Raw genomic sequence first — 24,022 nt, 5'->3', positions numbered from 1 at the left:
AATCAGCATCGTCGCGGTCGATCCGGCCTACACCAGCCGGGCCGGCGAAAGCGGGCGACCAGCCTGCCCAGAACCGTTCGGGACAGGCGCACTGACCAGCAGGCGAACACACTCCTGCCAGTGACCGGGAACGGTACTCTCCGCGCAAGGGACTAGCTCAGCGTTGAGAGAGGACGGTGTCGGCTCGTGAAGGTCGGCATTCCCAGCGAGGTCAAGAACAACGAGTTCCGGGTGGCGATCACCCCGGCGGGCGTCTTCGAGTTCGCCCGCGCCGGCCACGACGTGTATGTGCAGGCCGGCGCAGGTCTCGGGTCGTCGATCACGGATGCGGACTTCCGGGCGGCAGGAGCGACGATCCTGCCGGACGCGGACGCGGTGTGGCAGACCGGCGACCTGATCCTCAAGGTCAAGGAGCCCATCGCGCAGGAGTACCACCGGATGCGGGCCGGGCAGGTGCTGTTCACGTACCTGCATCTGGCCGCGTCCAAGGAGTGCACGGACGCGCTGCTGGACCGGAAGGTCACCGGCATCGCGTACGAGACGGTCGAGCTGGCGGACCGGTCGCTGCCGCTGCTCGCCCCGATGTCCGAGGTGGCCGGGCGGCTCGCCCCGCAGGTCGGGTCGTACCACCTGATGCGTCAGGGCGGCGGTCGCGGCGTGCTGATGGGCGGCGTGCCCGGGGTGTACGCGGCGAAGGTCGTGGTGATCGGCGCCGGGGTGTCCGGGATGAACGCCGCGGCGATCGCGCTCGGCATGCAGTCCGAGGTGCTGCTGCTGGACAAGAACGTGGCCCGGCTGCGCGCGGCCGACGCCGACTACCGGGGGCACATCCAGACGATCGCGTCGAACGCGTACGAGATCGAGAAAGCCGTCCTCGACGCCGACCTGGTGATCGGGGCGGTGCTGGTGCCCGGCGCGAAAGCGCCGACGTTGATCTCCAACGACCTGGTGTCGCGGATGAAACCGGGCAGTGTGCTGGTGGACATCTCGATCGACCAGGGCGGTTGCTTCGAGGACTCCCGGCCGACCACCCACGACGACCCGACCTACCGGGTGCACGAGTCGATGTTCTACTGCGTGGCCAACATGCCGGGGGCGGTGCCGCACACCAGCACCTACGCGCTGACCAACGTCACCCTCCCGTACGCTCTGGAGCTGGCGAACCAGGGCTGGCGCGACGCGCTGGTCCGGGATCCGGCGCTCGCGGCCGGCCTGAACACGTTCGACGGGCAGGTCGTCTACGGTCCGGTGGGCGAGGCGCACGGGATGCGCGCGATACCCCTGACGGAGGTGCTCCGCTGACTGTCGAGACGGCGATGAAGGCCTACCTCGACCATCTCGGTGTCGAGCGGGGCCTGTCGCGCAACACCCTGGCCTCCTACCGCCGCGACCTGGAGCGTTACGCGCAGGCGCTGGCAGCGGCCGGGATCGACGAGCTCGGGCAGGTGCGTGCGGCCGATGTGACCGCGCACCTGGCCGGGCTGCGCGAGGAGGGCCTGGCGTCGGCGTCGGCGGCGCGGGCCATCAGCGCGGTGCGCGGGCTGCACCGCTTCGCGGTCCGGGAGCGGCTGGTGCCGCACGACGTGGCAGCGGATGTACGCCCACCGGCGCCCCCGAAACGGCTGCCGAAAGCCCTCGACGTGGATCAGGTGGGGCGGCTGCTGGCCGTACCGGGGACCGACTCGCCGCTCGGACTGCGCGACCGGGCCATCCTCGAGTTCCTCTACGGCACCGGGGCCCGCATCTCCGAGGCGGTCGGCGCCGACATCGACGACCTGTCGCTCGACTCGCTCGACCCTGGACCGACCGCGATCCTGCGGGGCAAGGGCGGGCGGACCCGGGTGGTCCCGGTCGGCGGTTACGCGCGGGCCGCGTTGCAGGCCTATCTGGTACGCGCCCGCCCGCTGCTCGCCGCAGCCGGCAAGGGAACGCCCGCGATCTTCCTGAACGCCCGAGGTGGACGATTGTCGCGGCAGAGCGCGTGGACCGTCCTGCACCGCTGCGCCACCGAGGCCGGGTTGCCGGTGGACGGTCCGTACGCGGTGAGCCCGCACACGTTGCGTCACTCCTATGCGACCCATCTGCTCGACGGCGGCGCCGACGTCCGGGTCGTCCAGGAGCTGCTGGGACACGCGTCGGTGACCACGACGCAGGTGTATACGCTGGTGACCGTCGAGCGTCTCCGAGAGGTGTACGCGACGTCTCACCCACGGGCTCGTTAGAAGCTGCGTACCCGTAGGTGCGACACGCCGAAAGGCTGACCCCTTTAGGGCGGCAACCGTGGCGTACAGTCGGGCATCAGTTCCGGCTGCGCTAGCCCCGCGGCGGAAAACTGAATGAAACCCGGTTGAGGGCGAGTCGGGAGGGGGGCGGGAACATGTCAGGGAACGGCGAGCGGGCGGAAGCCTGGACCTCTACGCTCCGCGAACAGCAGAATTCCCTCGATCTCGGCGCCGACCTGGGCCCAGCCGACCCCACGGCGTACACGATGCGCCGCCCCATCCCCGAGCCGATGCCCACCGACCGGCACGGCCCGGCCCGCATCATCGCGCTGGCCAACCAGAAAGGTGGCGTCGGCAAGACGACGACCACCATCAACCTCGGCGCCGCGCTGGCGGAGTACGGCCGTAAGGTCCTGCTCGTCGACTTCGACCCGCAGGGCGCCTGCTCGGTCGGCCTCGGCGTCAACCCGCACAACCTCGACCTGAGCGTCTACAACCTGCTGATGCAGGACGACGTCGCCACCGAGGACGTCATCATCAAGACCGACGTGGCGGGTCTGCACCTGCTGCCGGCCAACATCGACCTGTCCGCGGCCGAGATCCAGCTGGTCAACGAGGTGGCCCGGGAGATGGCCCTGGCGCGGGCCCTCCGGAGTGTCCGCAAGGAGTACGACTTCATCCTGATCGACTGCCAGCCCTCCCTGGGCCTGCTGGCGATCAACGCGCTGACCATCGCGCACGGCGTGCTCATCCCGCTGGAGTGCGAGTTCTTCTCGCTGCGCGGCGTGGCCCTGCTGCTCGACACCATCGACAAGGTGCGTGAGCGGCTCAACTTCGACCTCGAACTCGAGGGCATCCTCGCCACCATGTACGACTCCCGCACCACCCACTGCCGCCAGGTGCTGCAGCGGGTCGTCGAGGCGTTCGGCGACAAGGTGTACCAGACGGTCATCACGAAGACGGTCAAGTTCCCGGAGTCGACCGTTGCCGGCGCTCCGATCACTACGCTGGATCCCGCGTCGTCCGGCGCCCGCAACTACCGTCAGCTCGCTCGCGAGGTCATCGCCGCCAAAACAGAACGAGGCTAGGTCACCCACCCGTGCTCTTCGCGCTCGGCGAACCGGTTGCGTTCGTCGCCCTGGTCGCCGCATTCCTGCTCGGCTTGCTGCTGCGCACAGTCGCCATGCGGTTCACCGCGCGCACAGTCGGCCTGGCCGAACGCCGTCAGGCCCTGGGCCTGCGCCTGCGCGAAGACATCGACCCGTTCGGTGCGGTATCAGCCGCGGTGGGCGGAATGGGCTGGGGCCGGCAGCTGACCGTCGACGAGGTACCCCGCTACCGCGGCCGCGGCCGGGCCGCAGCGGTCTTCGCCGCCGGGCCGGTCACCTGCATCCTCGCCGGCGAGCTGCTCATCGCCGCCTACGCGGTGATCTTCCCGGCCAACGCGGAAGCGGTCCTCTCCCTGGCCAGCATCGGCGACGTCCTGCGCGGCGTCGGCCTGCCCTACGCCGAACAGATCCTGCTCTCCCTCGGCGTCGGCCTGCTCGCCTTCGGCCTGCTGGCGCTCATCCCGATCCCACCGCTCGACGGTTTCGGCATCCTGTGGTTCGCGCTGCGCCGCCCCGGGGCCAGCATGAACTGGATGCGCCTCTGGTTCGAGGACAAGAACATCGGCGTACTGATCTTGCTGATCTGCGCCTTCTTCCCCCTCGGCCTGCCCATCCTGCTCATGATCCTCAACATTCTGGGCGCGCTTTTCCTGCGGGTTTGGGCTTAGACCCTTTTCAGTACGCGCGACGAATCCGTCCCCTTGCACCCTGAGCGACCTGGGTGCCGTCCCCGGCGCCCCAGCGCCCGTTCCGGGCTCACCCTGTGGTCCCGCTTCCGCTTCCGCGGAGGCTGCTCGGTTGCGCTCGCGGGCGGGGACGGTTTTGGGGCGGTGATGGCCCACTCCGGGCGGTCAGGCTTGATCCCTACGTGGGCCATCACCGCCCCAAAACCTCACCTGGTCACGGTGAGCGCCGCGGGTCCCGGCCTCCCCGCCCCTACCGCACCTCCGCGCCGACGCGTCGATCATGCCCGGCTGACGGCCAACGCTGCTTCAATCGCCCGGATACAGCCCTGCCGGTCAGCCGAGCGAACCGGCTGACGGTCACTGCTGCTTCGGGCGGTGGGATGCAGCGTTGTTGGTCAGCCGAGCGAATCGGCTGACGGTGAGTGCTGCTTCGGGCGGTGGGATGCAGCGTTGTTGGTCAGCCGAGCGAATCGGCTGACGGTGAGTGCTGCTTCGGGCGGTGGGATGCAGCGTTGTTGGTCAGCCGAGCGAATCGGCTGACGGTGAGTGCTGCTTCGGGCGGTGGTGAGGTTCCACCTTCGAGCCGGACACCTTGAAACCAGACAGTGGTCTGGGGGAAGGATGTCCGGGTGCCCCGCCCTTCGAAGTATTCCGAGGATTTCCGTCGGGACGCGGTCGAGCTGGTCCGTTCTGCGGGCCGCACGATCCGTGACGTCGGCCGTGAGCTCGGTGTCAACCATGAGACCCTGCGCGGCTGGGTCAACGCCGCGAAACGTGCCGAGGAGCAGCGTGCCGGCCACCGCGGTACGGACGACGGCGAGCTGAGCGGCGCCGAGCGAGACGAGTTGCGCCGGCTGCGGCGCAAGGTCGCCGAGCTGGAGACGGAGAAGGAGATCCTGCGGAAAGCGGCCGCCTATTTTGCGAAGGAGATGGGTCGTTGATCCACCGCTACCGGTTCATCTCTGAGCACCACGCTGTCTACGGCGTGGCACGGCTGTGCCGTGTGCTGGCGGTCAAGCGCAGGCAGGGCTACTACGAGTGGCTGGCCGCCGAACCGGCGAGGCAGGTGCGTCAGGCCGACGACGAGCACCTCGCCACCCTGATCCGGCAGATCCAGGCCGAGCATCGCGGCTACGGGTCCCCGCGGGTCAGCGCCGAGCTGCGCCGCCGCGGGCTGCGCATCAACCGCAAGCGCGTCGAACGTGTCATGCGTGAACGCGGTCTCGCCGGGATCACCCGACGCCGGCGGCGGTCGCTGACCCGGCCCGACGCCAAGGCCGCGCCGGCACCGGACCTGATCCGCCGTGACTTCACCGCCGCAGCGCCGGGCCGGCGGCTGGTCGGTGACATCACCTACCTGCCCACCGTCGAAGGCTGGCTGTATCTGGCGACCACGATCGACCTGTTCAACCGGGAGGTCATCGGGCACGCCATGGCCACGCACATGCGCGCCGAACTGGTCTGCGACGCCGTCGAGCTGGCCCACCGCCGCGGCCTGGTCCACCGGCGGGCGGTCTTTCATTCTGACCGCGGCAGCCAGTACACCTCCAGCACGTTCCGGGCGACGCTGACCAGGCTGAACATGCGGCCATCGATGGGCCGGACCGGGTCGTGTTTCGACAACGCCGTCGCCGAGTCCTTCTTCGCCAGCCTCAAAGCCGAGATCGGCACCCGGGTCTTCGCGACCCGCGCCGAGGCCCGCCGGGCGGTGTTCGCCTACATCAACTACTACAACAACAAAAGACTGCATTCCACCGTGAACCACCAGACACCACGCGAAGCACGTGTCTGCTACCGTCCACCCATCGCCCTCGCGGCATGAAACTCCGGTGTCCGGTCCCGGGGTGGAACTTCATGGGATGCAGCGTTGTTGGTCAGCCGAGCGAATCGGCTGACGGTGAGTGCTGCTTCGGGCGGTGGGATGCAGCGTTGTTGGTCAGCCGAGCGAATCGGCTGACGGTGAGTGCTGCTTCGGGCGGTGGGATGCAGCGTTGTTGGTCAGCCGAGCGAATCGGCTGACGGTGAGTGCTGCTTCGGGCGGTGGGATGCAGCGTTGTTGGTCAGCCGAGCGAATCGGCTGACGGTGAGTGCTGCTTCGGGCGGCGGGATGCAGCGTTGTTGGTCAGCCGAGCGAACCGGCTGACGGTGAGTGCTGCTTCGGGCGGTGGGATGCAGCGTTGTTGGTCAGCCGGGCGGGCCGGGCTGACGGCTAGCGCTCCTTAAAGTGCCCGGATGCAGCGCTGGGGGTCAGCTGGGCGGGCTGGGCTGACGGTCAGGGTTGTCTCGGGCGGCGGGATGCAGCGTTGGTGGTCAGCTGGGGTGGGTTGGGTTCGGTGGGGTGGCGTTTGTTCTTGGTTTGCGGAAGGCGGACAACGTCTGGCGCCAGGCGACTGTGGCTGCGGCTCGCATCTGGGACGGGGTGAAGGCTATTTTGCGGCTCAGGGCGAAAGCGCGGTCGACGGTTTCCTTGCGGGCCTTGGTGGGATGGCCGGCGTCGAACGGGGGCTGCGGATCGTACTCGATGTAGAGCTGGACCATTTCGGCGTGGTCGCGGCCGGCGATTTCGCCTACCAGCCAGAGGCCGAGGTCCAGGCCGGCTGAGACGCCGGCGGCGGTGGCTACTTTGCCCGAGCGTACGATGCGGTCGTTTTTGCGGGGTTCTGCTCCGAATGCGCTCAATGCGCGCTGGACGGTCCAGTGGGTGGTGGCCGGCTTGCCGGTCAGGATGCCGGCGGCGGCCAGGATGAGTGCGCCCGTGCAGACCGACGTGGTCCATTGGGTGGTTTCGTGGACCTGGCGCAGCCAGTTGAGCAGGTCTTCGTCGGCCATGGCGGTGGCGGTGCAGGGGCCGGAGCCGGGTACCAGGACGATGTCCGGGCGGGGAGTTTCGGCATAGGTGTGGGTGATGCCGAGGAACAGGACTCCGCTGTCGGCAACTACCGGGCCGGGTTCGGGGCCGACGAAGCGGACCTCGGCGCCGGGGAGGGAGCGCAGGAACTCGTAGGGGCCGATGGCGTCCAGGGCGGTGAGGCCTGGGTAGAGGACGATGGCGATCTGCATGGGTCGATCGTGGGCGTGCGGGTGTGTCGATCGCCGTAGGTGCGGTGGGATCGGTCCGAATCTGTGTGCAGCGGTGCCGGATTGCTGCGATCAAGCCGGCTTGCGATAGACGGAGATGTGTGTGGTGCTGTCCGGGGCGAAGGGCTCGCCGGCCCAGTCGGCGTAGCGGGCCTCCAAGTGGAGGCCGGCGTCGGCGGCGAAGGCGTCGATCTGCTCCGGCCACTGGTAGCGCATGCCGAACGGCTCCAGCTTCACGCCGCCGTCGCTGAAGACCAGCGTCTGGCGGAGGAAGGTCTGGGCCGCGCGGTCGTAACGGTGCAGGCGTACGCTGACCGACTCCTCGGTCACCGACCACACCTGGACCTGCTGTTCGTCGCGGTCGAACTGGGCCGGATCGGGGACGAAGGCCTCGATGACGAACGCGCCGCCGGGTGCCAGGACGCGGGCGACGTTGCGGAAGCAATCCTCCTGCCGGCCGGGGACGGTCAGGTTGAACAGGGTGTTGAAGACCAGGTAGACGAGCGGGTAGCTGCCGTCGACCGGCACGTCGGCCATGTCGGCGATGGTCACCGGCAGGTCGGCGCCGCCCGGCTTGGCGCGCAACAGGTCGACCATCTCGGGTGAGGCCTCGATGCCTTCAACCGGGATGCCGCGTGCGGCCAGCGGCAGGGCCACCCGTCCGCTGCCGATCGCCAGTTCCAGGACCGGGCCGCCGTCGGCGAGGCCGGCCAGGAACTCCACGGCCGGCGCCGGGTCGGGCAGGCCGGGCGAGTCGTAGTGGGGCGCCCACTGCCGGCCGAACAATCCGGGGTCGTCGAGAAGTGACATGAGTCCATGTCTACCGGTGATCTCGGATGTCGGCTACCGGACAGCCGCGCCTCTCGCCGCAGCGTGCGCAGTTGTCGTATGCGTTTGTGCCGGTCAGAGCTCCGGGGTGGTGCTGTGCGCGTCTGCGAGATCTACACCTGCGACCCGGAGACCGGGCCACTGCCGTATCCGGCGGGCTCCGGTCTGCTGCTCACCGACCGTACGGTGCTGACCGCGAATCATCTGCTGCCGACCGGCGACGTGCTGGTGCGGTTCCCGGGGGCGGACGAGAACACCTGTCATCCGGCTGAGGTGCGCTGGCGGTCGGAGGAACTCGACGCCGCCGTGCTGCACATTCCGGACGGTGACTGGGTGCCGCCGAATCTGCCTGGTCTGCGGTGGGGGCGGTTCGTCACCGGGATGTCCGGGGTCCGGGCGGAGGTGGCCGGCTTTCCCGACGCGCACGGCGGGATCCGGGACTGGGCGCAGGCTGTGGGGTCGCTCGAGGAAGATGACGAGCGGATCGCCGTGCACGTCGAATCGTGGCTGCGGCCGGGTGGGCGGACGTTGTGGAAAGGCATGGCCGGGGCGGGATTGTTCTCCGAAAGCCTGCTGGCCGGGCTGATCGTCGAGGATCCGCCGGAGGAGCGGAGTCGTCGGCTCATCGCGGTGCCGGTGGAGGCGCTGCTCGCCGATGCGGGCTTTGCGGCCGCGGTCTGGGGCGACGGTGGCGCGCCGGCTTTGGAACCGGTCGAGGTGGCCGGGCTGCGTAGCCGTCCGGTGCCGGTGCGGGTGAGTCCGGCCGGGTTGCTGCGGGCTGAGGCCGAGGTGGTGCCGTTCCACGGTCGCGAGGAGGAACTCGGGCGCCTGCGGGACTGGCTCGACGGGGGCGACGCGGCTGTGCGGGTGCTGACCGGGCCGGGTGGGCAGGGCAAGACCCGGCTGGCTCGGGAGTTCGCGCGGGAGGCGGGGCGGGCCGGGTGGCTTGTCGTGGAGTTACGCGAGGATGCGCCGGGCGGGCTGTTCGAGCGGTTGCGGGACGTTCGGGAGCCGTTGCTGGTGGTCGTCGACGAGGCGGACAAGCAGCGGGAACGGCTTGAGCGCCTGGTGGGCGAGCTTCCGGAGCAGCAGCGGGTGCGGTTGTTGCTCGTTGCGCGTACCGGTGGGGATTGGCTGCATGAGCTCGCCCTGGAAAGCGATCCGTTCGCTGCTCTGCTGCCGGGTGATGATCTTGGCGCGGTGACCGAGAGGCTCGGGCCGCTGGATGCCTGGCCGACGACGTTCCGGCGAGCGGTGACCGCTTTTGGTCAGCGGCTGGGAGTGGCTTCGCGGGCGTCGATCGAGGTGCCGTCGCTGGGCGATGATCGGTACGGCAACGTGCTCGCGGTCCACATGGAGGCGATGGCACGGCTGATGAACGCGGTGGATCCGGTGCCCGGCGATGATGCCGTGCAGGTTCTGCTGGAGCATGAGACGCGGTACTGGCTGCGGCGGGCCCGGACTACGTATGAGCTCGGTGGGCTGGATGCCGCGGTGCTGCGGCAGACGGTTGCGGTGGCGACGTTGTGCACGGTTCGGCGGGGGCCGGGGGAGCGGCTGTCGGATCTGCTCGAGCGGGTACCCCTGCTGGATGATCAGCCGCCGGCGGTGAAGGCGGCTGCGGCGCAGTGGTTGTCCGATTTCTACGGTGAGCCGGGCTGGCAATGCGCGGCGTTGCGCCCGCGGCCGTTGCACGAGCATCTGGTCGCTGTTGAGTTGGCGGCGGATCCGCGGATGCTGGATCGAGTAGTGCCGATCCTCACGGAACGTCAAGCATGTGAGTTGCTCACTGTGCTGGCGAGGGCGGGCGGAGAGACTGCCGCCTGGGTGATCGACACGCTGGTGCGGCGCTATCCGAAGCGCCTGGCATATCCGGCGTGGTTCGCGGCTGGGCTGGTGGATGAGGCTGCGGCGCAACCGCTGCACGCGGCCTTGGACGCGATCTATGACGGTGAGGCGGCGCGCGGCCGCAGATTCCGCCAGTCACTCTCCGATGCGACGGTCGCGGTGGGCATTGCGCTGAGCAGGCTCCGGCGGGGTACGCCCGAACAGCCCAAACCCGACTCCGAGTCGCTGCGTCCGCGGCCGGAGCGGCCGGTGGTGCCAGGCGTTCTGGCAGAGGTCGGAGCTCGGTCGTCCGCCGGAGCCCTCGTGCCCGTCGCGGTGCCGTCCTCCCCGCGCCGCTCCCGGCGTCTCCCGCTGAACTGGCTGCGACTTCCGTCGCCGGCGTGGGCTGGCCGTTCGCTGATGACCTGGGCTCGTCGTTGCTCGCCAGCGTGGATCGGCAGCTGGCTGGTGGCCTTGGTCCGACGTCGTTCGCCTGTGTGGGCGGCCCGTTCGCTGGTTGCTTGGTTGCGTCGTTGCTCGCCGGTTCGGGCGGGTCGTTCGCTGGTGGCCTGGGTGCGTCGTTCTTCGTCGGCGTGGGTGGGCCGTCCGTCGGCGGCGCGGGGCCGTCGTCCCTTGCTGGGTCGGTTCCGGCTTACTTCGCCGAGTTGGGTTCGGCGTCCCTCGCCCGGCTGGGTTCGGCGTCCCTCGCCCGGCTGGGTCCGGCGTCCCTCGCCCGGCTGGGTCCGGCGTCCCTCGCCCGGCTGGGTCCGGCGTCCCGCGCCCGGCTGGGTCCGGCGGGGAGTGCTGCGGTTGCCGGTCGTGGGGTCTGTAGTGCGGCTGGTGCGTGAGAATCCTGGGCCGGCGCGGGGCATCGCCGTAGGGGCAGCGGTGGTCGCGCTTGCCTCTCCGCTGCTGGCGATCATCCCGGAGAGTGAGGCCGGGGAGCCTGGTGTTGCCCCGGCCGAAGGGGCAGCTGCCGCGCCGCCGGTGCCGGAGCCGCCGGCCTCGATCGGGGAGCCGGCGTTCGTGCCGTCACCCACGCCGACCCGTAGCAACACCGGCACCGCACTTCCGAAGCGTGACCAGGTGGTTGGTCCGAAAAGGACGGAAGGTCGGAGTGGGCGGCGTGCCGATAGCCCATCCGCTGATAGCCCATCCGCTGATAGCCCATCCGCTGGCCGTCAGCCGGTGCGGACGGCCGCGCAGCCGGGGCGGACCGCTGCACCGCCGGTGCGGACCGCTGCGCCGAAAGCGCCGGCCGTGACATCGAGGCCTCGTCCGACGCGGTCGCCGTTGCCGACGGTGACTCGGACGCCGGTGGGTGGGCCACAGACACCGACCGACATTCCGACACTGACCGGGCTGCCTACCCTGCCGGGCCGCATGGCTCCGGCGTATTCGATTGCGCAGCCAGACCCGGCCGATCCTGCCGATCCGGCCGATACGTCTGGGTCTGACAATGCGCCCGATACCGATATTCCGCCTGAGCCGGATATCGCCCCTGCTGGGGACGATGCCGACGGGCCGGATGACATGTTCACACCGGACGACGGATCCACAGCGGATGGCGTGGCCGACGGAGATGGTGGGCCGGACGTAGGCGCCACTTCGGGTTCGGCAACGTCGGATGATGAGTCAGTGGCCGACGACGGGAGCGCGTGGTAGATCGCCGGGTCCGGCGCAGGTCGTTGATGGTTGGCCGCGGTGGGCGGCTGCGAAAGGCCAGCGCCAGGGGTGGGTCAGCCTGCGGTGGCGGCGGCTGTGCGGTAGCGGGACGGCGGTACCGCGTACCGATCCAGGAATGCCTGCCGCAATGACTCGGTGGAGCCGAAACCGCACCGCCTGGCCACCGCTGCCAGCGGCAGCTCGGTTGTGGTCAGCAGGTGGGCCGCGGCCTCGGTGCGGGCCCGGCGGACAAACTGCGCCGGGGTCTGGTGCACATAGGTCAGGAAGAGCCGCGACAGGTGGCGTTCGCTGACGCCGGCGCGGCGGGCCAGGGTACCGGTGGTCAGGTCGCCGTTGAGGTGGCCGACGATGTGGTCGGTCGCCCGCCGGACCACGAAGTCGTCGCTGCTGCGCCGGGCCAGGAACATGCTGACCTGCGACTGCTCTCCCGGCCGCTGCAGGTAGGCGACGGTGCCGAGGGCGACGCCGCGGGCCATCGCGGGACCGTTGTCCTCTTCGATGAAGGCCAGCGTGAGGTCGAGGGCGCTGGTCACGCCGCCGGAGGTGCTGACGTGGCCGTCCCGGATGTAGATCGGCTCGGGGTCGACCAGCACATCCGGGTAGTTCGAGGCGAGGCGGTCCGCGTACATCCAGTGGGTGGTGGCGCGCCGCTCGGTGAGCAGGCCGGCTTCGGCGAGGACGGTGGCGCCGGTGCAGACGGCGGCGACCCGGCGGGCGAGCGGGGCGAGGCGGCGGACGTGGCTCACCAGGTACTGATTGGCGGCCGCCCGCTCGTGCCCGAGCCCACCGGACACGAGCAGGGTGTCGATGGGCTCGTTGACCCGTTCGAGGATCGCCTGTGCCTCCAGCCGCAGCCCGGAGTCGCAGCCCAGGGCCTGCTGGCCGAGGGTGGCGAGCACCGTCCGGTACGCCGGGGTGGCGCCGATCCGGTTGGCGATGTGCAGCGCGGACGTGACGCAGGCGATGTCGAGCAGTTCCGCCCCGTCGTACCCGACGACCAGGAACAGTCGTTCATCCATACCGGCGAGCTTACCCCTGGGGGGTATCCGGATGGAACGTGGTTTTCACGGTGTGCGGCTCCAGCCGTACCGTCGCGCCGCCTGTGGTGGCCAGGCAGATCTTGTCGTCGGGGGTGGGCAGGGTGCTGATGTCGACGTCCTGGAGGGTGACGACCACGGTCGCCTCGTCGAGCGGGATCCGGAAGTCCGGGATCCGGGTGACCGGCTGTGGCGGCACCTTGGCGATCTGCCCCTCGACCGCCGCGGTGATCACCGGGGCGAGCGCGTTCACCACGATGCGCAGCAGGTTGTCGAGAAATCCGGGTACGCCGTTGAAGTCGAAATCGAAGGTCACCGCCTCCAGCCGGTCCAGTTTGATCACGACCTCGTTGGCGGCGTTGACCGAGGCGGTGACCCGTACGGTCGGGTGCGCGGTGGCGGTCCCGTCGAACGACCAGCCCACCGGCTTGGCCCACAGGTGCAGGTCGACGTCGACGCGGGCGGAACCGCGCAGCCGCCCGTTCTGACCGGGGATGATGTCCAGTTCGAAAGCCGAGAACCGGGCCGTGTACTCGGCGTTCACCGTGACGTCGACCGGGAACAGCCGGATCTGGGTGGACCAGTCGCCGGTCACCGGGTACGCCGCGGCCGCGTTGTCGAGCAGCCGGTTGAGCAGCGGCGCCCGGACCGCGACGAACGCCTTGCGCTCCGGCCAGGCCCCGGCGAGCGGCGCCACCTCGGGCTGGCCCGGCAGCAGGGCGGTGGTGGCCAGCAGCCGGCCCTCGCCGGTCGCGACGGCCGGTGGCGCCACCTGCAGCGTGCCCAGGCCGAGCGGCGGGATGCGCAGCGGGCGCAGGAACGTCTGCTCGATCAGCCTGGTCAACTCGGGCACGACGCCGCGGTTGACGATCTGGGTCATCACCGGGTTGCCGGGCACATCGACTCGCAGCGTCACCAGGTCGGCGGTGAGCACGCCGCCGGCTTCGACGATCATCTGCAGGCCGGCGTGCAGTGACGCCTCCAGCCTGGTCGGTTCGCCGTCGCTGAAGTGCAGGGTGAGGTCGACCCGGGGCACGACCAGCTCGAACGAGGCCCGGGACGCGGCCACGGCGGCCTGGTCGGCGCTGCCGTCGGCGATCTGGTCGAGCAGCGCGCGATGCCAGGTGCGGACGTCGTCGGACGGGGCCAGCGTGACCACCGGTGGGCTGGCCAGGTCGTAGTCGATGCGGGTCACCGACAGTGCCGGCAGGGCGATCGGCAGGCTGCCGGTGAGCAGCAGGTCGTGCGTGGCGTCGTACACCGAGCGGATGACCTCGTTGAGGCCGGCCTCGTCGATGCCGATCACCGCGTCGTATTTCGGCATGTCTCCTCCTCGGACGGACTGCACCCTTCACCGTGGACGGTGCGCGCCACCCACGGAACCCCCCGAACCGGTCATGGCACGCCGCCGAGAAACGTCAGCACGCGCGGCCAGCTGTCAACGCGGGCAGCCTGATCCGCCGACCGCGAGCCGCCGCCCGGCGCAACCAGATCGGTGCCGGTGGGCAGATGCGGAAAGGTGCCGACGCCATGACCGGCCGACGGATAGTGCAGCTGCTGCAGGCCGGGAAGCCGGGCAGCCAGGCGCCGGCCGCACCGGTGGAGTCCCACAGCCGGTCCTCGCCGCCGGTGATCGCCAGGACCGGGCCGCTGACCCGGTCCACCGCGATGCGGCCCAGCGGCACCGCCCGGCCGGCGTCGGTCCAGGCCGGGCGGGACTTCTCGGGGTAGCCGCCGTACACGAGGTCGGTGGGCGCGTAGACGACCACGCCCCCGATCAGGTCCGGGTGCCGCTGAGCGAGCAGCAGGGCGGCCTCGGTACCGCGCGAGTAGCCGACGACAGCGACCGTCCCGGTCCTGCCGCCGAGGAGCCGGGCGGCGCGGGTGAAGTATTCGAGGGGGACGTCGTTCAGCGTCGGTGGCAGGCCCGGTTCGCCGAAATAGGCGAGGGAGAGCGCGGGATGCCCGTGCGAGGCGAGCAGCGCGGCGGTCCACTTCTGGGCATTGCCGCCCTCGGAGCCGCCGAACACCAGCACGGGCCGGTTGGTACGGTCGCCGGCCGGCAGGTAGAGGTCGCCGATCAGGCCGTCGGAGGCGAGGGCCAGCGGGCGGTGAGTGACGCCGGGGAGCAGCCAGCGCCGGCGGAGGGTGGTGTTGATTCCGGCGTCGCCGGCGGAGGCGGTCAGGCGTACCTCGAAGGCAGCCTCGGCTTGCGGATCGCGCGAGCGGAAAGCATCGCGGTCGGCGTCGCCGCGCGGCGGTGCCATCGACCAGAGCAGGCCCATCGGGTCGGCGCCACGGTAGGTGCCGCCGGTCGAGGCGGCGGGCGCCGCCCTGATCGGAGCAGGCCGGAATGGTCGCCGCGACGACGAGCAGGGCCGCAGCCATCCGCGTTGCTCGCATCGGCGCCCCCGATCCACTCCGGACAATCGCCGTCGATGGTACGGCCGCCCTCCATCCCGATCAGCCGGCGCTGAGGCGCGGTGAGGGAGCCCGGGTGTCAGCGGATCTCGAAGTGGGTGGCGTCGGCGAGGGGCTCGTCGTGGACGGAGACGGCGGTGACATGGGCGTCCGGTGGGCCGGTGCGACACCAGGTGACCAGGCGTTCGACGGCTTCGGGGTCGCCCTCGAAGGCGGCCTCGACGCGGCCGTCCGGTAGGTTGCGCACCCAGCCGGTGACGCCCTGCTGCCCGGCGACGCGGCGGCAGGTGTCCCGGAAGAACACGCCCTGCACGGTGCCGGAGACCAGAACTCGCTTTCGGATCACGGAACGACCCTATGCCGCGTTCGGGATGGATAGCGTCGAAAGAAACCGGAATCCCGCGTTCGGCGATCTGTGGCGGCTGTACCCGCATCCGCCGATAAAACGAATGGTGAACATCTCAATTCTGGGACGTCAACGACGAATTTACGGTTCGCGTCTAGAGTCACTTCGCGCAGGCCACCCGGTCGCGCGTGGTGTGAGATCGAGGGGAGGCCGCCATGGCGAAGAAGGACAGCGCTAAGGCCAAGGCCACGAAGGCCAAGGACGAGACCAAGGTCAAGGCCGCCAAGGTCGAGGCGAAGGCCGAGAAGACCAAGGCGAAGGCGAAGGCCGCCAAGGCGGACGCCAAGGCCAAGGGCCCGAAGTCCAAGAAGGACAAGAAGAAGAAGTGACGGCACCGGGCCGCCGCCGAAAGACGGCGGCCCGACTGCTCGCGGCCGTTCAGGTTTCGTTGGTGAACAGTTCGCAGGTCATGTTGTAGTACCGGTCGGTCTGGCCCAGATGCCGCATTCCGAGGCGGCGGCACACCGCCTGCGAGGCGGTGTTCTCCGGCCAGGTCACCGCGAGGACGGTGGGCACGCCCATCCGGGCCGCGTACGCGAGAACAGCGTTCGCCGCCTCCGTGGCGTACCCGTTCCCCCAGGCGTCCGGGTGCAGATGCCAGCCGACCTCGGTCTCCTCGGCGGGTTGTGGCGGATCGCCGGAGGCGAGGAGCCGGACCAGCAGCGCGGTGCCCAGCAGATGTCCGCTGCGCCGGTCCTGGATCGCCCAGATCGCGTGCACGTCGTCCTGCCGATCACGCCAGCTCGCCAGCTTCGCGAGCGCCTCCGCGCGATCGCGCAGCACCTGTGGGTTGGAGCCCAGGTAGCGGACGACCTCCGGGCGGGAGTACATGTCGAAGATGAAGTCGGTGTCCTTGTCCTCCCACTCGCGCAGCAGGAGGCGTGGAGAGATCAGTGACCGCATCGCGGCAGCGTAACCGCGGAACAGCAACCGGTCACCCGTTGCGACGTTGGAACGTGCGGAAGCTGTCCGGCGAAGATCTGGAGGACCGACAGCGTGAGCCCGGAACAGGTCGTGACCGGCATGGTCTACGGTCGGCACGTGCCTGAAGAGCCTGTCCTGTCGCCACCCGGTGCGGTCGTGGAACCCGCCGGGCCTGTCGACACCGCTGAACCGGTCGTCGCGGAGGCCGAGTCCAGCGGGTTCACGGTGCGGCTGGACAACTTCACCGGCCCGTTCGACCTGCTGCTCCAGTTGATCGGCAAGCACAAGCTGGACGTTACCGAGGTGGCGCTGCATCAGGTCACCGACGACTTCATCGCGTACATCCGGGGCATGGGCGACGACTGGGATCTCGGCGAGGCCAGCGAGTTCCTGCTGGTCGCGGCGACCCTGCTGGACCTCAAGGCGGCCCGGCTGCTGCCGGCCGCCGAGGTCGAGGACGAGGAGGACCTCGCCCTGCTGGAGGCGCGCGATCTGCTTTTCGCCCGGCTGCTGCAGTACAAGGCCTACAAAGAAGCAGCCGCGCACATCGCGGAACTCGAGGCCACCGGCGCGCGTCGCTGGCCGCGGATGGTTTCGCTGGAGCCGCGGTACGCCGAAGCGCTCCCCGAGCTCGTGCTGGGCATCGGGCCGGAGCGGCTGCTGAAGATGGCGCTCAAGCAGTTCCTGCCGAAACCCGGCCCGCCGCAGGTCTCGATCGCGCACATCCACCAGGTGCGGGTCAGTGTCCGCGAGCACGCGGCGTTGCTGCGTGACCGGTTGCGCCGGGCCGGGACCGCGACGTTCAGCCTGCTGGTCGCCGACTGCGACAACACCCTGGAGGTGGTCGCGCGGTTCCTGGCGCTGCTGGAGCTGTACCGCGAGGGGCTGATCGACTTCGAGCAGCCGGTGTCGCTGGACGAGCTGACCGTGCGCTGGATCGGCGGCGACGATGTCGGCGGTGAGCTGGACATCGACGACTACGAGGGCACCAAACCGGCACCCGATGATGCCGCGCAGACCACCGGTTCGGACGAAACTCCCGAGGCTGAGCTTGACGCGCACCCTCCGCATGGTGATCTTGGCTCGGGTGATGATCCGGCCACCGGGCCGGCGGCGGTGGAGGAGAGATCGTGAGCAGCGAGGAGCGTCCCGAATCCCTGGCCGCGCAGGCGGCGGCCTGGGTGCCACCGTGGGAGCGCAGCCGGGAACCGGACCGGGAGTATCAGGCCGCTGCCGAGGCCGAGCACGACGCGGCCGGCGAGCAGTGGGACGACGCGGACGAAGCGGACCCGGTGGATGAATCGGGCGACGCAGACCTGACGGTTGAAAAGGACGAGGAGCCGGCGGGCGAGGTCCGGCCGCTGGTGGCGATCGACGCGCCCCAGGACGTGCCGGAGGGGGACGAGCCGGAGCCGTCCGAGGAAGAGGTCGGGCCGGAGCTGCCGCTGCCGGAGCCGATCGAGGAGGCCGCGGACGAGGACGGCGCGGACGAGGACGGCGAGCGCGAGGGCGAGGCCGTTCCGGTGGATGCGCCGGTGTCGCCAGGTGAGCCGGAACTCACCGGCGTTTCGGCGCCGACCCCTGCCCAGCGCACGGTGCCTGCCCAGGCCCGGGGGTCGCGGGACGATCTCGCTGCGGTTGGGGACGGCTTCGCGCGTACCCCGACGGTTCTTGATGATGCCGAGCTGGCGGCGGCCCTGGAATCGATCATGCTGGTGGTTGATGAGCCGGCCGGCGAGCTCCAGCTCGCCCAGGTGATGGAACAGCCGGTGGAGCGGGTGGCGCGGGCGCTGGAGAACATCTCGGCGCGGTACACGGCGGCCGGGCACGGCATCGATCTGCGGCGGGTGGCCGGTGGCTGGCGGTTCTACACGCGGCCGGAGTACGCCACGTACGTGGAGCGGTTCGTGCTGGACGGGCAGTCGGTGCGGCTGACCCAGGCGGCGCTGGAGACACTGTCCGTGGTCGCCTACAAGCAGCCGGTGACCCGTTCGCGCATCTCGGCCATCCGCGGTGTGAACTGTGACGGCGTGATGCGTACGCTGGTCACTCGCGGCCTGATCGAGGAGTGCGGCACCGAGCCGGAAACCGGGGCACATCTGTACCGGACGACGGTCCTGTTCCTGGAGAAGCTCGGGCTCAACTCGGTTGATCAGCTGCCGCCGCTCGCCCCGTTCCTGCCCGACGATGTGGAAGAAGTACTCGATGCCTCAGGCTGACACCGCCGAACGCCTCCAGAAAGTCCTGGCGGCGGCCGGTGTTGGATCCCGGCGCGCCTGCGAAGATCTGATCTTCCGGCGGCGCGTCACCGTCAACGGCCGGGTCGCCAAACTCGGCGACAAGGTCGACCCCGCCACGGCGGAGATCCACGTCGACGGGCAGCGGGTGATCACCAACACCAAGCTGGTCTACGTCGCGCTGAACAAGCCGCGGGGTGTGGTCTCCAGCCTCGACGACGAGAAGGGCCGCACCGAGCTCGCCGACTTCCTCGGGGCGAACTTCGAGCAGCGCCTGTTCCACGTGGGCCGGCTCGACGCCGAGTCCGAGGGCCTGCTGCTGTTCACCAACGACGGCGGGCTGGCGCACAAGCTGATGCACCCGTCCTACGAGATCTCCAAGACTTACCTGGCCGAGGTGGTCGGGCCGCTGCCGCGCAGCGTGGGCCGCGCCCTGCAGGCCGGTGTCGACCTGGAGGATGGCCCAGCGAAGGTCGACAGCTTCCGGCTGGTCGACGCGATCGGCAAGACCGCGCAGGTGGAGATCGTCCTGCACGAGGGCCGCAAGCACATCGTGCGGCGGATGATGGACGCGGTCGGGCACCCGGTGACCCGGCTGATCCGTACGGCGGTCGGCCCGATCCGGCTCGGCGACCTGCGTCCCGGTGGCTTCCGTCACCTGTCGAACGCCGAGGTGGCCGCGCTGTTCAAGGCCGTCGGCGACGAGGGCCCGGACGTTCAGTAGGGGCGCGAGGGGAGGGCGGCGACAGCGGATTCCTTGTTGAAGACCGCCTTCTCCGACGCGATGCGCTTGTCCACGCTGCCGCCGTGGAACAGGTCGACCACGACGCTCATCAGCAGGTCACCGATGATCGGGCTGCACTCGACGACGTAGTTCAGCTTGCCGTCGACCAGGCCCTGCAGGCCGGCTTTGGTGGCGTCGACGGTGGCGATCCGCGGCTTTTCGCCTGGCTCCTGGCCGGCGGCCTGCAGCACGGTGACCGCGCCGAGGCCCATCTCGTCGTTCTGGGCGAACACGGCGTCGATCTTCGGGTTGCGGCGCAGCAGCTTGCGCATGGCCGTGGCGCCGCCCTCCTTGCTCCAGTTGCCGGTCTCCTTGTCGATGACCCGCAGCTTGTTGTCCCGGGAGACGGTCGCGGCGAATCCCTGGGAGCGCTGTTTCGTCGGAGTGGAGTCGGGTGTGCCGAGGATCTCGACGACGTTGACCTGGCCCTTCGTCGTCTGGAAGTCGAGGCCCAGGTAGAGCGCGGCCAGGTTGCCCTCGGAGACGAACTCGGCGCCGATCGAGCTGACGTAGAGATCCTCGTCGGCGGCGTCGATGAGCCGGTCGGTGAGGACCACCGGGATCCCGGCTTCGCGGGCGCGGGTGAGCACCTGGGTCCAGCCGGATTCGACGACCGGCGAGAAGGCGATCACGTTCACCTTGGCGTCGATGAACGAGTGCAGGGCGGCGATCTGGCGTTCCTGGCTGCCTTCGGCATTGTCGAATCTCAAGTCGATGTTGTGGTATTCGGCGGATTTCTGAATCGATTTCGTGTTGGCCAGCCGCCATCCGCTCTCCGAGCCGACCTGCGAGAAGCCGAGCGTGATCGTCCCGGTCGGAGCGTTCTTGAGGTTGAAGCCCTCCTCGTCGTCGCCGCAGCCGGTGAGCGTCGAGTACAGACCGGCGGCGCCGAGCAGCACGAGGGAACGTCTACGCATCGGACATACTCCTGATGAGAGCGAAATTGTCGAGGATCGTTGTGAACGATAACAACGAGGTGATCGTCGATCAATGCGCAAATCAATTTGCCGTGCAATTCCGCGTCGGACTGTTTAAGAAGGAGATAGCGCCAGTTCCGGACAATGTTTGGATTTTTCGGCTCAATGCCGGGCGGTGGGCAGATAGTCGTCCAGCAGGGTGATCAGGGCCCGGGTGGCGGTGCCGGGCGTACGGTCCGCGGGCACCGCCAGCGACAGCGGCCAGACCAGGTCCGCCCCGGTCACCGGCAGGCTGACCACGCCCTCGGTGTCGGTCCGCAGGATGAACCGGGGCAGCAGGGCGATACCCAGCCCGTGCCGGACGTGCGCGACCCCGGTGGCGATGTCGGCGATCTCGATGGTGACCCGCCGCGGGACGCCGGCCGCGGTGAAGGCGCGATCGGTGACCGCCCGGTTGCCGTAGCCGGCCGGTGAGTCGATGAAATCGCTGCCGGCCAGCTCGTCGATCGCGACCGTGCTGCGTTCGGCGAGCGGGTGACCGGCCGGGACCACGAGGTCCATGACGGACGCGGCGAGCTCGATCAGGCGTACGCCGGACGGGTGCGCACCGGGCAGCGAGACGAACGCCAGGTCGAGCCGGTGCTCGATGATCGCCTCGATCAGGCCCAGCGAGCCGGTCGGCGCCGCGCTGGTGCGCAGCAGCACCCCGGGATGCCGGCGGTGGTACTCACCCAGCAGCGCGGGCAGGTCGATGATCCGGATCGAGGTGAGCGTGCCGATCCGCAGGGTGCCGCGCAGTCCGCCGCGGACCTCGTGCACCGCGTCGCGGGCGTCGCGGGCCGCGTCCAGGGCGGCGCGGGCGCGCGGCAGCAGGGCGGTTCCGGCGTCGGTGAGCAGCACCCGTTTCGCGTTGCGGTCCAGCAGGCTCGCGCCGAGCTCCCGTTCCAGCGTTTTCACGGCGGCCGAGACCGCGGACTGGACGACATGCAGGCGCACGGCAGCGCGGGTGAAGCTCTGCTCCTCGGCGACCGCGACGAAGTATTCGAGCTGGCGCAGTTCCACACCTGCAAGTATCAACAACGGAGATGGAATCAAGCTCGAACTTTCGTTGGCGGTGATGCTTGCCTCGTCCGACAGTGGCCGCATGACCGCATCGACCGCCAGGCTCCACGCCGGCTTCTGGGCCATCGCGCTGGCCTTCCTCACCGCCATGGCGTTCTCCACCGTGCCGACCCCGCTCTACCCGCTCTACATGGCACGCGACGGCTTCTCCACGTTCACGGTCACCGTCGTCTTCGCCGTCTACGCGGCCGGTGTGGTGATCAGCCTGCTGCTGGCCGGGCACGTCTCCGACCGGATCGGCCGCAAACGGGTCCTGCTGCCGGCGCTCGGGCTCGAACTGATCGCCGCCGTCCTGTTCCTCACCAGCACGGCGCTGCCGGTGCTGCTGGTCGCCCGGTTCCTCACCGGCCTGGGCGTCGGCATGATCACCGCCACCGCGACGGCGCACCTGCAGGAACTGCACGCGGCTCACCGGCCGGGTGCCTCACGGCACCGTTTCGAGGTGGTCTCGACGGCGGCCAACAGCGGTGGGCTCGGCCTGGGCACGCTGGCTGCGGGTCTGATCGCACAACTGGGGTACGCGCCACTGCGTACGCCGTACGCCGTCTTCTTCATCCTGCTGGTGATCAGCATCCTGGCCGTGGCGCTGACGCCGGAGACCGTGCCGCCGCAGGCGGAGAAATACCGGTACCGGCCGCAGCGGATCGGCGTGCCCGGCGACCGGCGCACCTACCTGGCCGCCGCCACCGGCGCCGTCGCCTCGTTCGCGGTGTTCGGCGTCTTCACGTCGCTGGCCCCCGCCTTCGTGGCCGGCACCCTGCACCACCCGTCCCGCTTGCTGGCCGGCGCCGTGGTCTTCGCGGTCTTCGGCAGCGCGGCCGTCGCGCAGTCGGTGACCGGCGGGCTCAGCGCCGCGGCGAGGACCACGCTCGGCCTGCTCGTTCAGGGCGGCGGCATCCTCATCCTGGTCCTGGGCATGCACACCGCCAGCCTCACGCTGTTCCTGCTCGGCGGGATCGCGGCCGGCGCCGGCGCGGGCGTGCTGTTCAAGGCGGCCCTCGGCTCGGTCGCGGCGAGCGCCGCCCCGTCCGAGCGCGGCGCCGCCCTGGCCGGGCTGTTCCTCATCGCCTACCTGGGCCTGGGCCTGCCCGCGATCGGCCTGGGCATCGCGTCGCAGATCGTGGCGGCGGTGACCGTGATGACGTGGTTCGCCGCGGTGCTGGTGCTGCTGCTCGCCGTGGTCGCCCTGCTCAGTTTCGGTCACCGCGTGCGCCCGGCCGCGGCGGCTCAGGTGCGGTAGCCGTGTGCTTCCAGGACCCGCAGCAGCCGCTGATCCCAGGCCCGCTCGTCGGCGTCACGCCAGCGGTGCTGTCGCGGGCACTGCCAGTTCGGCGGATCCGCGGAGGCCACGCAGCCTCCGAGCGCGAGGTCGCCGTCCTCGGCGGCCGCGCGTGCCTCCGGCACCGGCAGTCCGAACATCAGCGGTACGCCGGGCGCACCGCACTCGGGACAGGATGGGATCACGGCGGGAACGGTACCCGTCTCCAGTCCCTCTAATCGGACGCCGCCCGGCCGGGTAGGTTCGGGTGGCATGACCGATGAGTGGGTTTCGGCGCTGGCGAAGTACGCCCAGCGGTTCCATGCGGCCGCCGGTGACAAGCACCATGTGGCGTCCCCGTTGGGAGCGTGGCTCGTGCTGGCGCTGGCGGCGTCCGCGGAGACCGCCGGCGAGGAGTTGGGCGAGGTGCTCGGGATGGCGCCGGCCGACGCCGCACCGGTGGCGGCGGCGCTGCTGGACAAGCCGCATCCGCTGGTCGCGGCCGCCTCCGCGGTCTGGTACGCGCAGGGCCGCGTCGATCCGCACCGGCTGGACGCGTGGCGGGGCACCCTGCCGGCGGCCACCACCTTCGGGCCACTGCCGGACCAGGCCGCGCTGAACCGGTGGGCGCGCGACCACACCTTCGGCCTGATCGACAAGTTCCCGGTCGAGCTGACCCCGCAGGTCGTGCTGCTGCTGGCCAGCGCGCTCGCGACCAAGCTGAGCTGGGACACCCCGTTCGACGTGGTGCCGGGCGAGACGCTGGGCGGCGCCTGGGGATCGAGGCTGAAGCAGGTGCTGCGGACGCCGGTGGGCGGGCACACCGCGTTCGTCGCCACGTCACAGCCGGCCGGCGACGTGATCGTGCATGTCGCGCCGGCCACCGACGAGGAGTCGAAGGCGCGGGTGCAGGTGGTCTCGGTCGCGGCGGCCCCGGACGTCGCGGCCGACCGGGTGATCGCTGCCGCCTACGAGATCGGCCGGGATCCGTCCGCCGTCGCGCGCAAGTCGCTGTTCGACCTGCCGCTCGGGGACGGCCCGCTGTGGACGATCCGGGAGGAGCGGGCCGCGATGCACGCCGCCGAGCAGGTGAGCGCGGTGCTGCCGAGCTGGTCGGCGACGAGCGAACACGATCTGTCGGCCCCGGGACTGGGATTCGACGCGGCCGCCCGGGTGCTCGGTTTCCTTTCCGATTTCGAGGCCAAACAGGCAGCCACGGCACGGTTCGGCCGGTACGGGTTCGAGGCGGCCGCGGTCACCGGGTTCGCGACGCTCACGTCGATGCCGGCGGAACGGACGGTGCGCTTCGGCGAGCTGCGTTTCGCCCACCCGTTCGCGGTGGTCGCCGTGACCGGGCAGCCGGGCCCGTGGGACGGGGTGCCGGTCTTCTCGGCGTGGGTCACCGCCCCGCACGACGAGACGGTCTAGAGAGCTTTCGGCACCGGGTCTCACCGCCGGTCCTAAGCTCCGGCGGCCTCTG

Annotated in this window: 23 protein-coding genes; 13 read left to right on the top strand and 10 right to left on the bottom strand. The window is 70.2% G+C overall.

All coding sequences use genetic code 11. The features are described from left to right. Positions 1–186: 186 nt before the first annotated feature. The 6 genes from ald to OHA21_RS27895 all read left to right on the top strand — a co-directional run bounded on the left by ald (position 187) and on the right by OHA21_RS27895 (position 5,839). Positions 187–1,302, top strand: a complete 1,116-nt coding sequence (gene ald, locus OHA21_RS27920; RefSeq protein WP_328459750.1) for an alanine dehydrogenase — start codon at positions 187–189, stop codon at positions 1,300–1,302. 14 nt (positions 1,303–1,316) lie between these two features. Beyond that, positions 1,317–2,222, top strand: a complete 906-nt coding sequence (locus OHA21_RS27915) for a site-specific tyrosine recombinase XerD (protein WP_328459748.1) — start codon at positions 1,317–1,319, stop codon at positions 2,220–2,222. A 155-nt stretch (positions 2,223–2,377) separates the two neighbouring features. Then, the gene (locus OHA21_RS27910) at positions 2,378–3,310 is read left to right on the top strand and encodes a ParA family protein (protein ID WP_328459746.1); all 933 of its coding nucleotides are present in this window, start codon (positions 2,378–2,380) and stop codon (positions 3,308–3,310) included. A gap of 11 nt (positions 3,311–3,321) precedes the next feature. Further along, a complete protein-coding gene (locus OHA21_RS27905) occupies positions 3,322–3,999 on the top strand; it encodes a hypothetical protein (RefSeq protein WP_328459744.1) in 678 nt (225 codons plus the stop codon). Positions 4,000–4,646: 647 nt separating this feature from the next. Further along, complete coding sequence (locus OHA21_RS27900) at positions 4,647–4,958, top strand: transposase (RefSeq protein ID WP_328459742.1); 312 nt, start codon at positions 4,647–4,649, stop codon at positions 4,956–4,958. Next, on the top strand, positions 4,955–5,839 hold the full coding sequence (locus tag OHA21_RS27895) for an IS3 family transposase (protein ID WP_328459739.1): 885 nt from the start codon (positions 4,955–4,957) through the stop codon (positions 5,837–5,839). Before OHA21_RS27900 ends, OHA21_RS27895 begins: the two co-directional genes overlap by 4 nt. 488 nt (positions 5,840–6,327) lie before the next feature. Here the strand turns inward: OHA21_RS27895 and OHA21_RS27890 are convergent, their stop codons facing one another. Next, entirely contained in the window at positions 6,328–7,077 is a 750-nt protein-coding gene (locus tag OHA21_RS27890; RefSeq protein WP_328459735.1) for a DJ-1/PfpI family protein, read from the bottom strand. A 90-nt stretch (positions 7,078–7,167) separates the two neighbouring features. Next, the gene (locus tag OHA21_RS27885; RefSeq protein ID WP_328459733.1) at positions 7,168–7,905 is read right to left on the bottom strand and encodes a class I SAM-dependent methyltransferase; all 738 of its coding nucleotides are present in this window, start codon (positions 7,903–7,905) and stop codon (positions 7,168–7,170) included. A gap of 114 nt (positions 7,906–8,019) precedes the next feature. Between OHA21_RS27885 and OHA21_RS27880 the strand changes: the two genes are divergently transcribed. Continuing rightward, entirely contained in the window at positions 8,020–11,415 is a 3,396-nt protein-coding gene (locus OHA21_RS27880; protein WP_328459731.1) for a P-loop NTPase, read from the top strand. A 74-nt stretch (positions 11,416–11,489) separates the two neighbouring features. Here the strand turns inward: OHA21_RS27880 and OHA21_RS27875 are convergent, their stop codons facing one another. The 4 genes from OHA21_RS27875 to OHA21_RS27860 all read right to left on the bottom strand — a co-directional run bounded on the left by OHA21_RS27875 (position 11,490) and on the right by OHA21_RS27860 (position 15,240). Continuing rightward, entirely contained in the window at positions 11,490–12,455 is a 966-nt protein-coding gene (locus tag OHA21_RS27875; protein WP_328459729.1) for a GlxA family transcriptional regulator, read from the bottom strand. 10 nt (positions 12,456–12,465) lie between these two features. Next, the gene (locus OHA21_RS27870) at positions 12,466–13,797 is read right to left on the bottom strand and encodes a hypothetical protein (RefSeq protein WP_328459727.1); all 1,332 of its coding nucleotides are present in this window, start codon (positions 13,795–13,797) and stop codon (positions 12,466–12,468) included. A 94-nt stretch (positions 13,798–13,891) separates the two neighbouring features. Continuing rightward, positions 13,892–14,893 (bottom strand): acyl-CoA thioesterase/bile acid-CoA:amino acid N-acyltransferase family protein, encoded by a 1,002-nt coding sequence (locus OHA21_RS27865; protein ID WP_328478571.1) that lies wholly within the window; start codon positions 14,891–14,893, stop codon positions 13,892–13,894. Between the two features lie 80 nt (positions 14,894–14,973). Beyond that, complete coding sequence (locus tag OHA21_RS27860) at positions 14,974–15,240, bottom strand: acylphosphatase (RefSeq protein ID WP_328459725.1); 267 nt, start codon at positions 15,238–15,240, stop codon at positions 14,974–14,976. 215 nt (positions 15,241–15,455) lie between these two features. Here OHA21_RS27860 and OHA21_RS27855 point away from each other — a divergent pair, with 215 nt between their 5' ends. Then, entirely contained in the window at positions 15,456–15,629 is a 174-nt protein-coding gene (locus OHA21_RS27855; RefSeq protein WP_328459723.1) for a hypothetical protein, read from the top strand. Positions 15,630–15,678: 49 nt separating this feature from the next. Here the strand turns inward: OHA21_RS27855 and OHA21_RS27850 are convergent, their stop codons facing one another. Next, the gene (locus OHA21_RS27850; protein WP_328459721.1) at positions 15,679–16,203 is read right to left on the bottom strand and encodes a GNAT family N-acetyltransferase; all 525 of its coding nucleotides are present in this window, start codon (positions 16,201–16,203) and stop codon (positions 15,679–15,681) included. A gap of 120 nt (positions 16,204–16,323) precedes the next feature. Between OHA21_RS27850 and OHA21_RS27845 the strand changes: the two genes are divergently transcribed. From OHA21_RS27845 to OHA21_RS27835, 3 genes are read left to right on the top strand one after another with little or no spacing between them, the layout of a single operon-like run. After that, complete coding sequence (locus OHA21_RS27845) at positions 16,324–17,358, top strand: segregation and condensation protein A (protein WP_328478569.1); 1,035 nt, start codon at positions 16,324–16,326, stop codon at positions 17,356–17,358. Further along, positions 17,352–18,443 (top strand): SMC-Scp complex subunit ScpB, encoded by a 1,092-nt coding sequence (gene scpB, locus OHA21_RS27840; protein WP_442875176.1) that lies wholly within the window; start codon positions 17,352–17,354, stop codon positions 18,441–18,443. Before OHA21_RS27845 ends, scpB begins: the two co-directional genes overlap by 7 nt. Next, positions 18,412–19,185, top strand: coding sequence for a pseudouridine synthase (locus OHA21_RS27835; protein WP_328459717.1), 774 nt, complete (start codon positions 18,412–18,414; stop codon positions 19,183–19,185). Before scpB ends, OHA21_RS27835 begins: the two co-directional genes overlap by 32 nt. Here the strand turns inward: OHA21_RS27835 and OHA21_RS27830 are convergent. Both OHA21_RS27830 and OHA21_RS27825 read right to left on the bottom strand, forming a co-directional pair. Further along, entirely contained in the window at positions 19,179–20,162 is a 984-nt protein-coding gene (locus tag OHA21_RS27830; RefSeq protein ID WP_328459715.1) for an ABC transporter substrate-binding protein, read from the bottom strand. The two genes, OHA21_RS27835 and OHA21_RS27830, sit on opposite strands and share 7 nt — an antisense overlap. Positions 20,163–20,324: 162 nt before the next feature. Continuing rightward, positions 20,325–21,224: a LysR family transcriptional regulator gene (locus OHA21_RS27825; RefSeq protein WP_328459713.1), complete on the bottom strand. Its 900-nt coding sequence runs from the start codon at positions 21,222–21,224 to the stop codon at positions 20,325–20,327. An 82-nt stretch (positions 21,225–21,306) separates the two neighbouring features. Here OHA21_RS27825 and OHA21_RS27820 point away from each other — a divergent pair, with 82 nt between their 5' ends. Continuing rightward, positions 21,307–22,524 carry an MFS transporter gene (locus OHA21_RS27820; protein WP_328459711.1) on the top strand — a complete coding sequence of 406 codons (1,218 nt, stop codon included), beginning with the start codon at positions 21,307–21,309 and terminating at the stop codon, positions 22,522–22,524. Here the strand turns inward: OHA21_RS27820 and OHA21_RS27815 are convergent. After that, positions 22,512–22,748 (bottom strand): hypothetical protein, encoded by a 237-nt coding sequence (locus tag OHA21_RS27815; RefSeq protein WP_328459709.1) that lies wholly within the window; start codon positions 22,746–22,748, stop codon positions 22,512–22,514. The genes OHA21_RS27820 and OHA21_RS27815 overlap by 13 nt on opposite strands. Positions 22,749–22,815: 67 nt before the next feature. Here OHA21_RS27815 and OHA21_RS27810 point away from each other — a divergent pair, with 67 nt between their 5' ends. Continuing rightward, complete coding sequence (locus tag OHA21_RS27810) at positions 22,816–23,970, top strand: hypothetical protein (protein ID WP_328459707.1); 1,155 nt, start codon at positions 22,816–22,818, stop codon at positions 23,968–23,970. Positions 23,971–24,022 lie beyond the last annotated feature (52 nt).

Origin of the sequence: Actinoplanes sp. NBC_00393 (genome assembly GCF_036053395.1) — a bacterium.
Classification (GTDB): domain Bacteria; phylum Actinomycetota; class Actinomycetes; order Mycobacteriales; family Micromonosporaceae; genus Actinoplanes.
The sequence above is the reverse complement of the archived record's forward strand: the minus strand, read 5'-3'. Positions and strand labels throughout refer to the sequence as shown.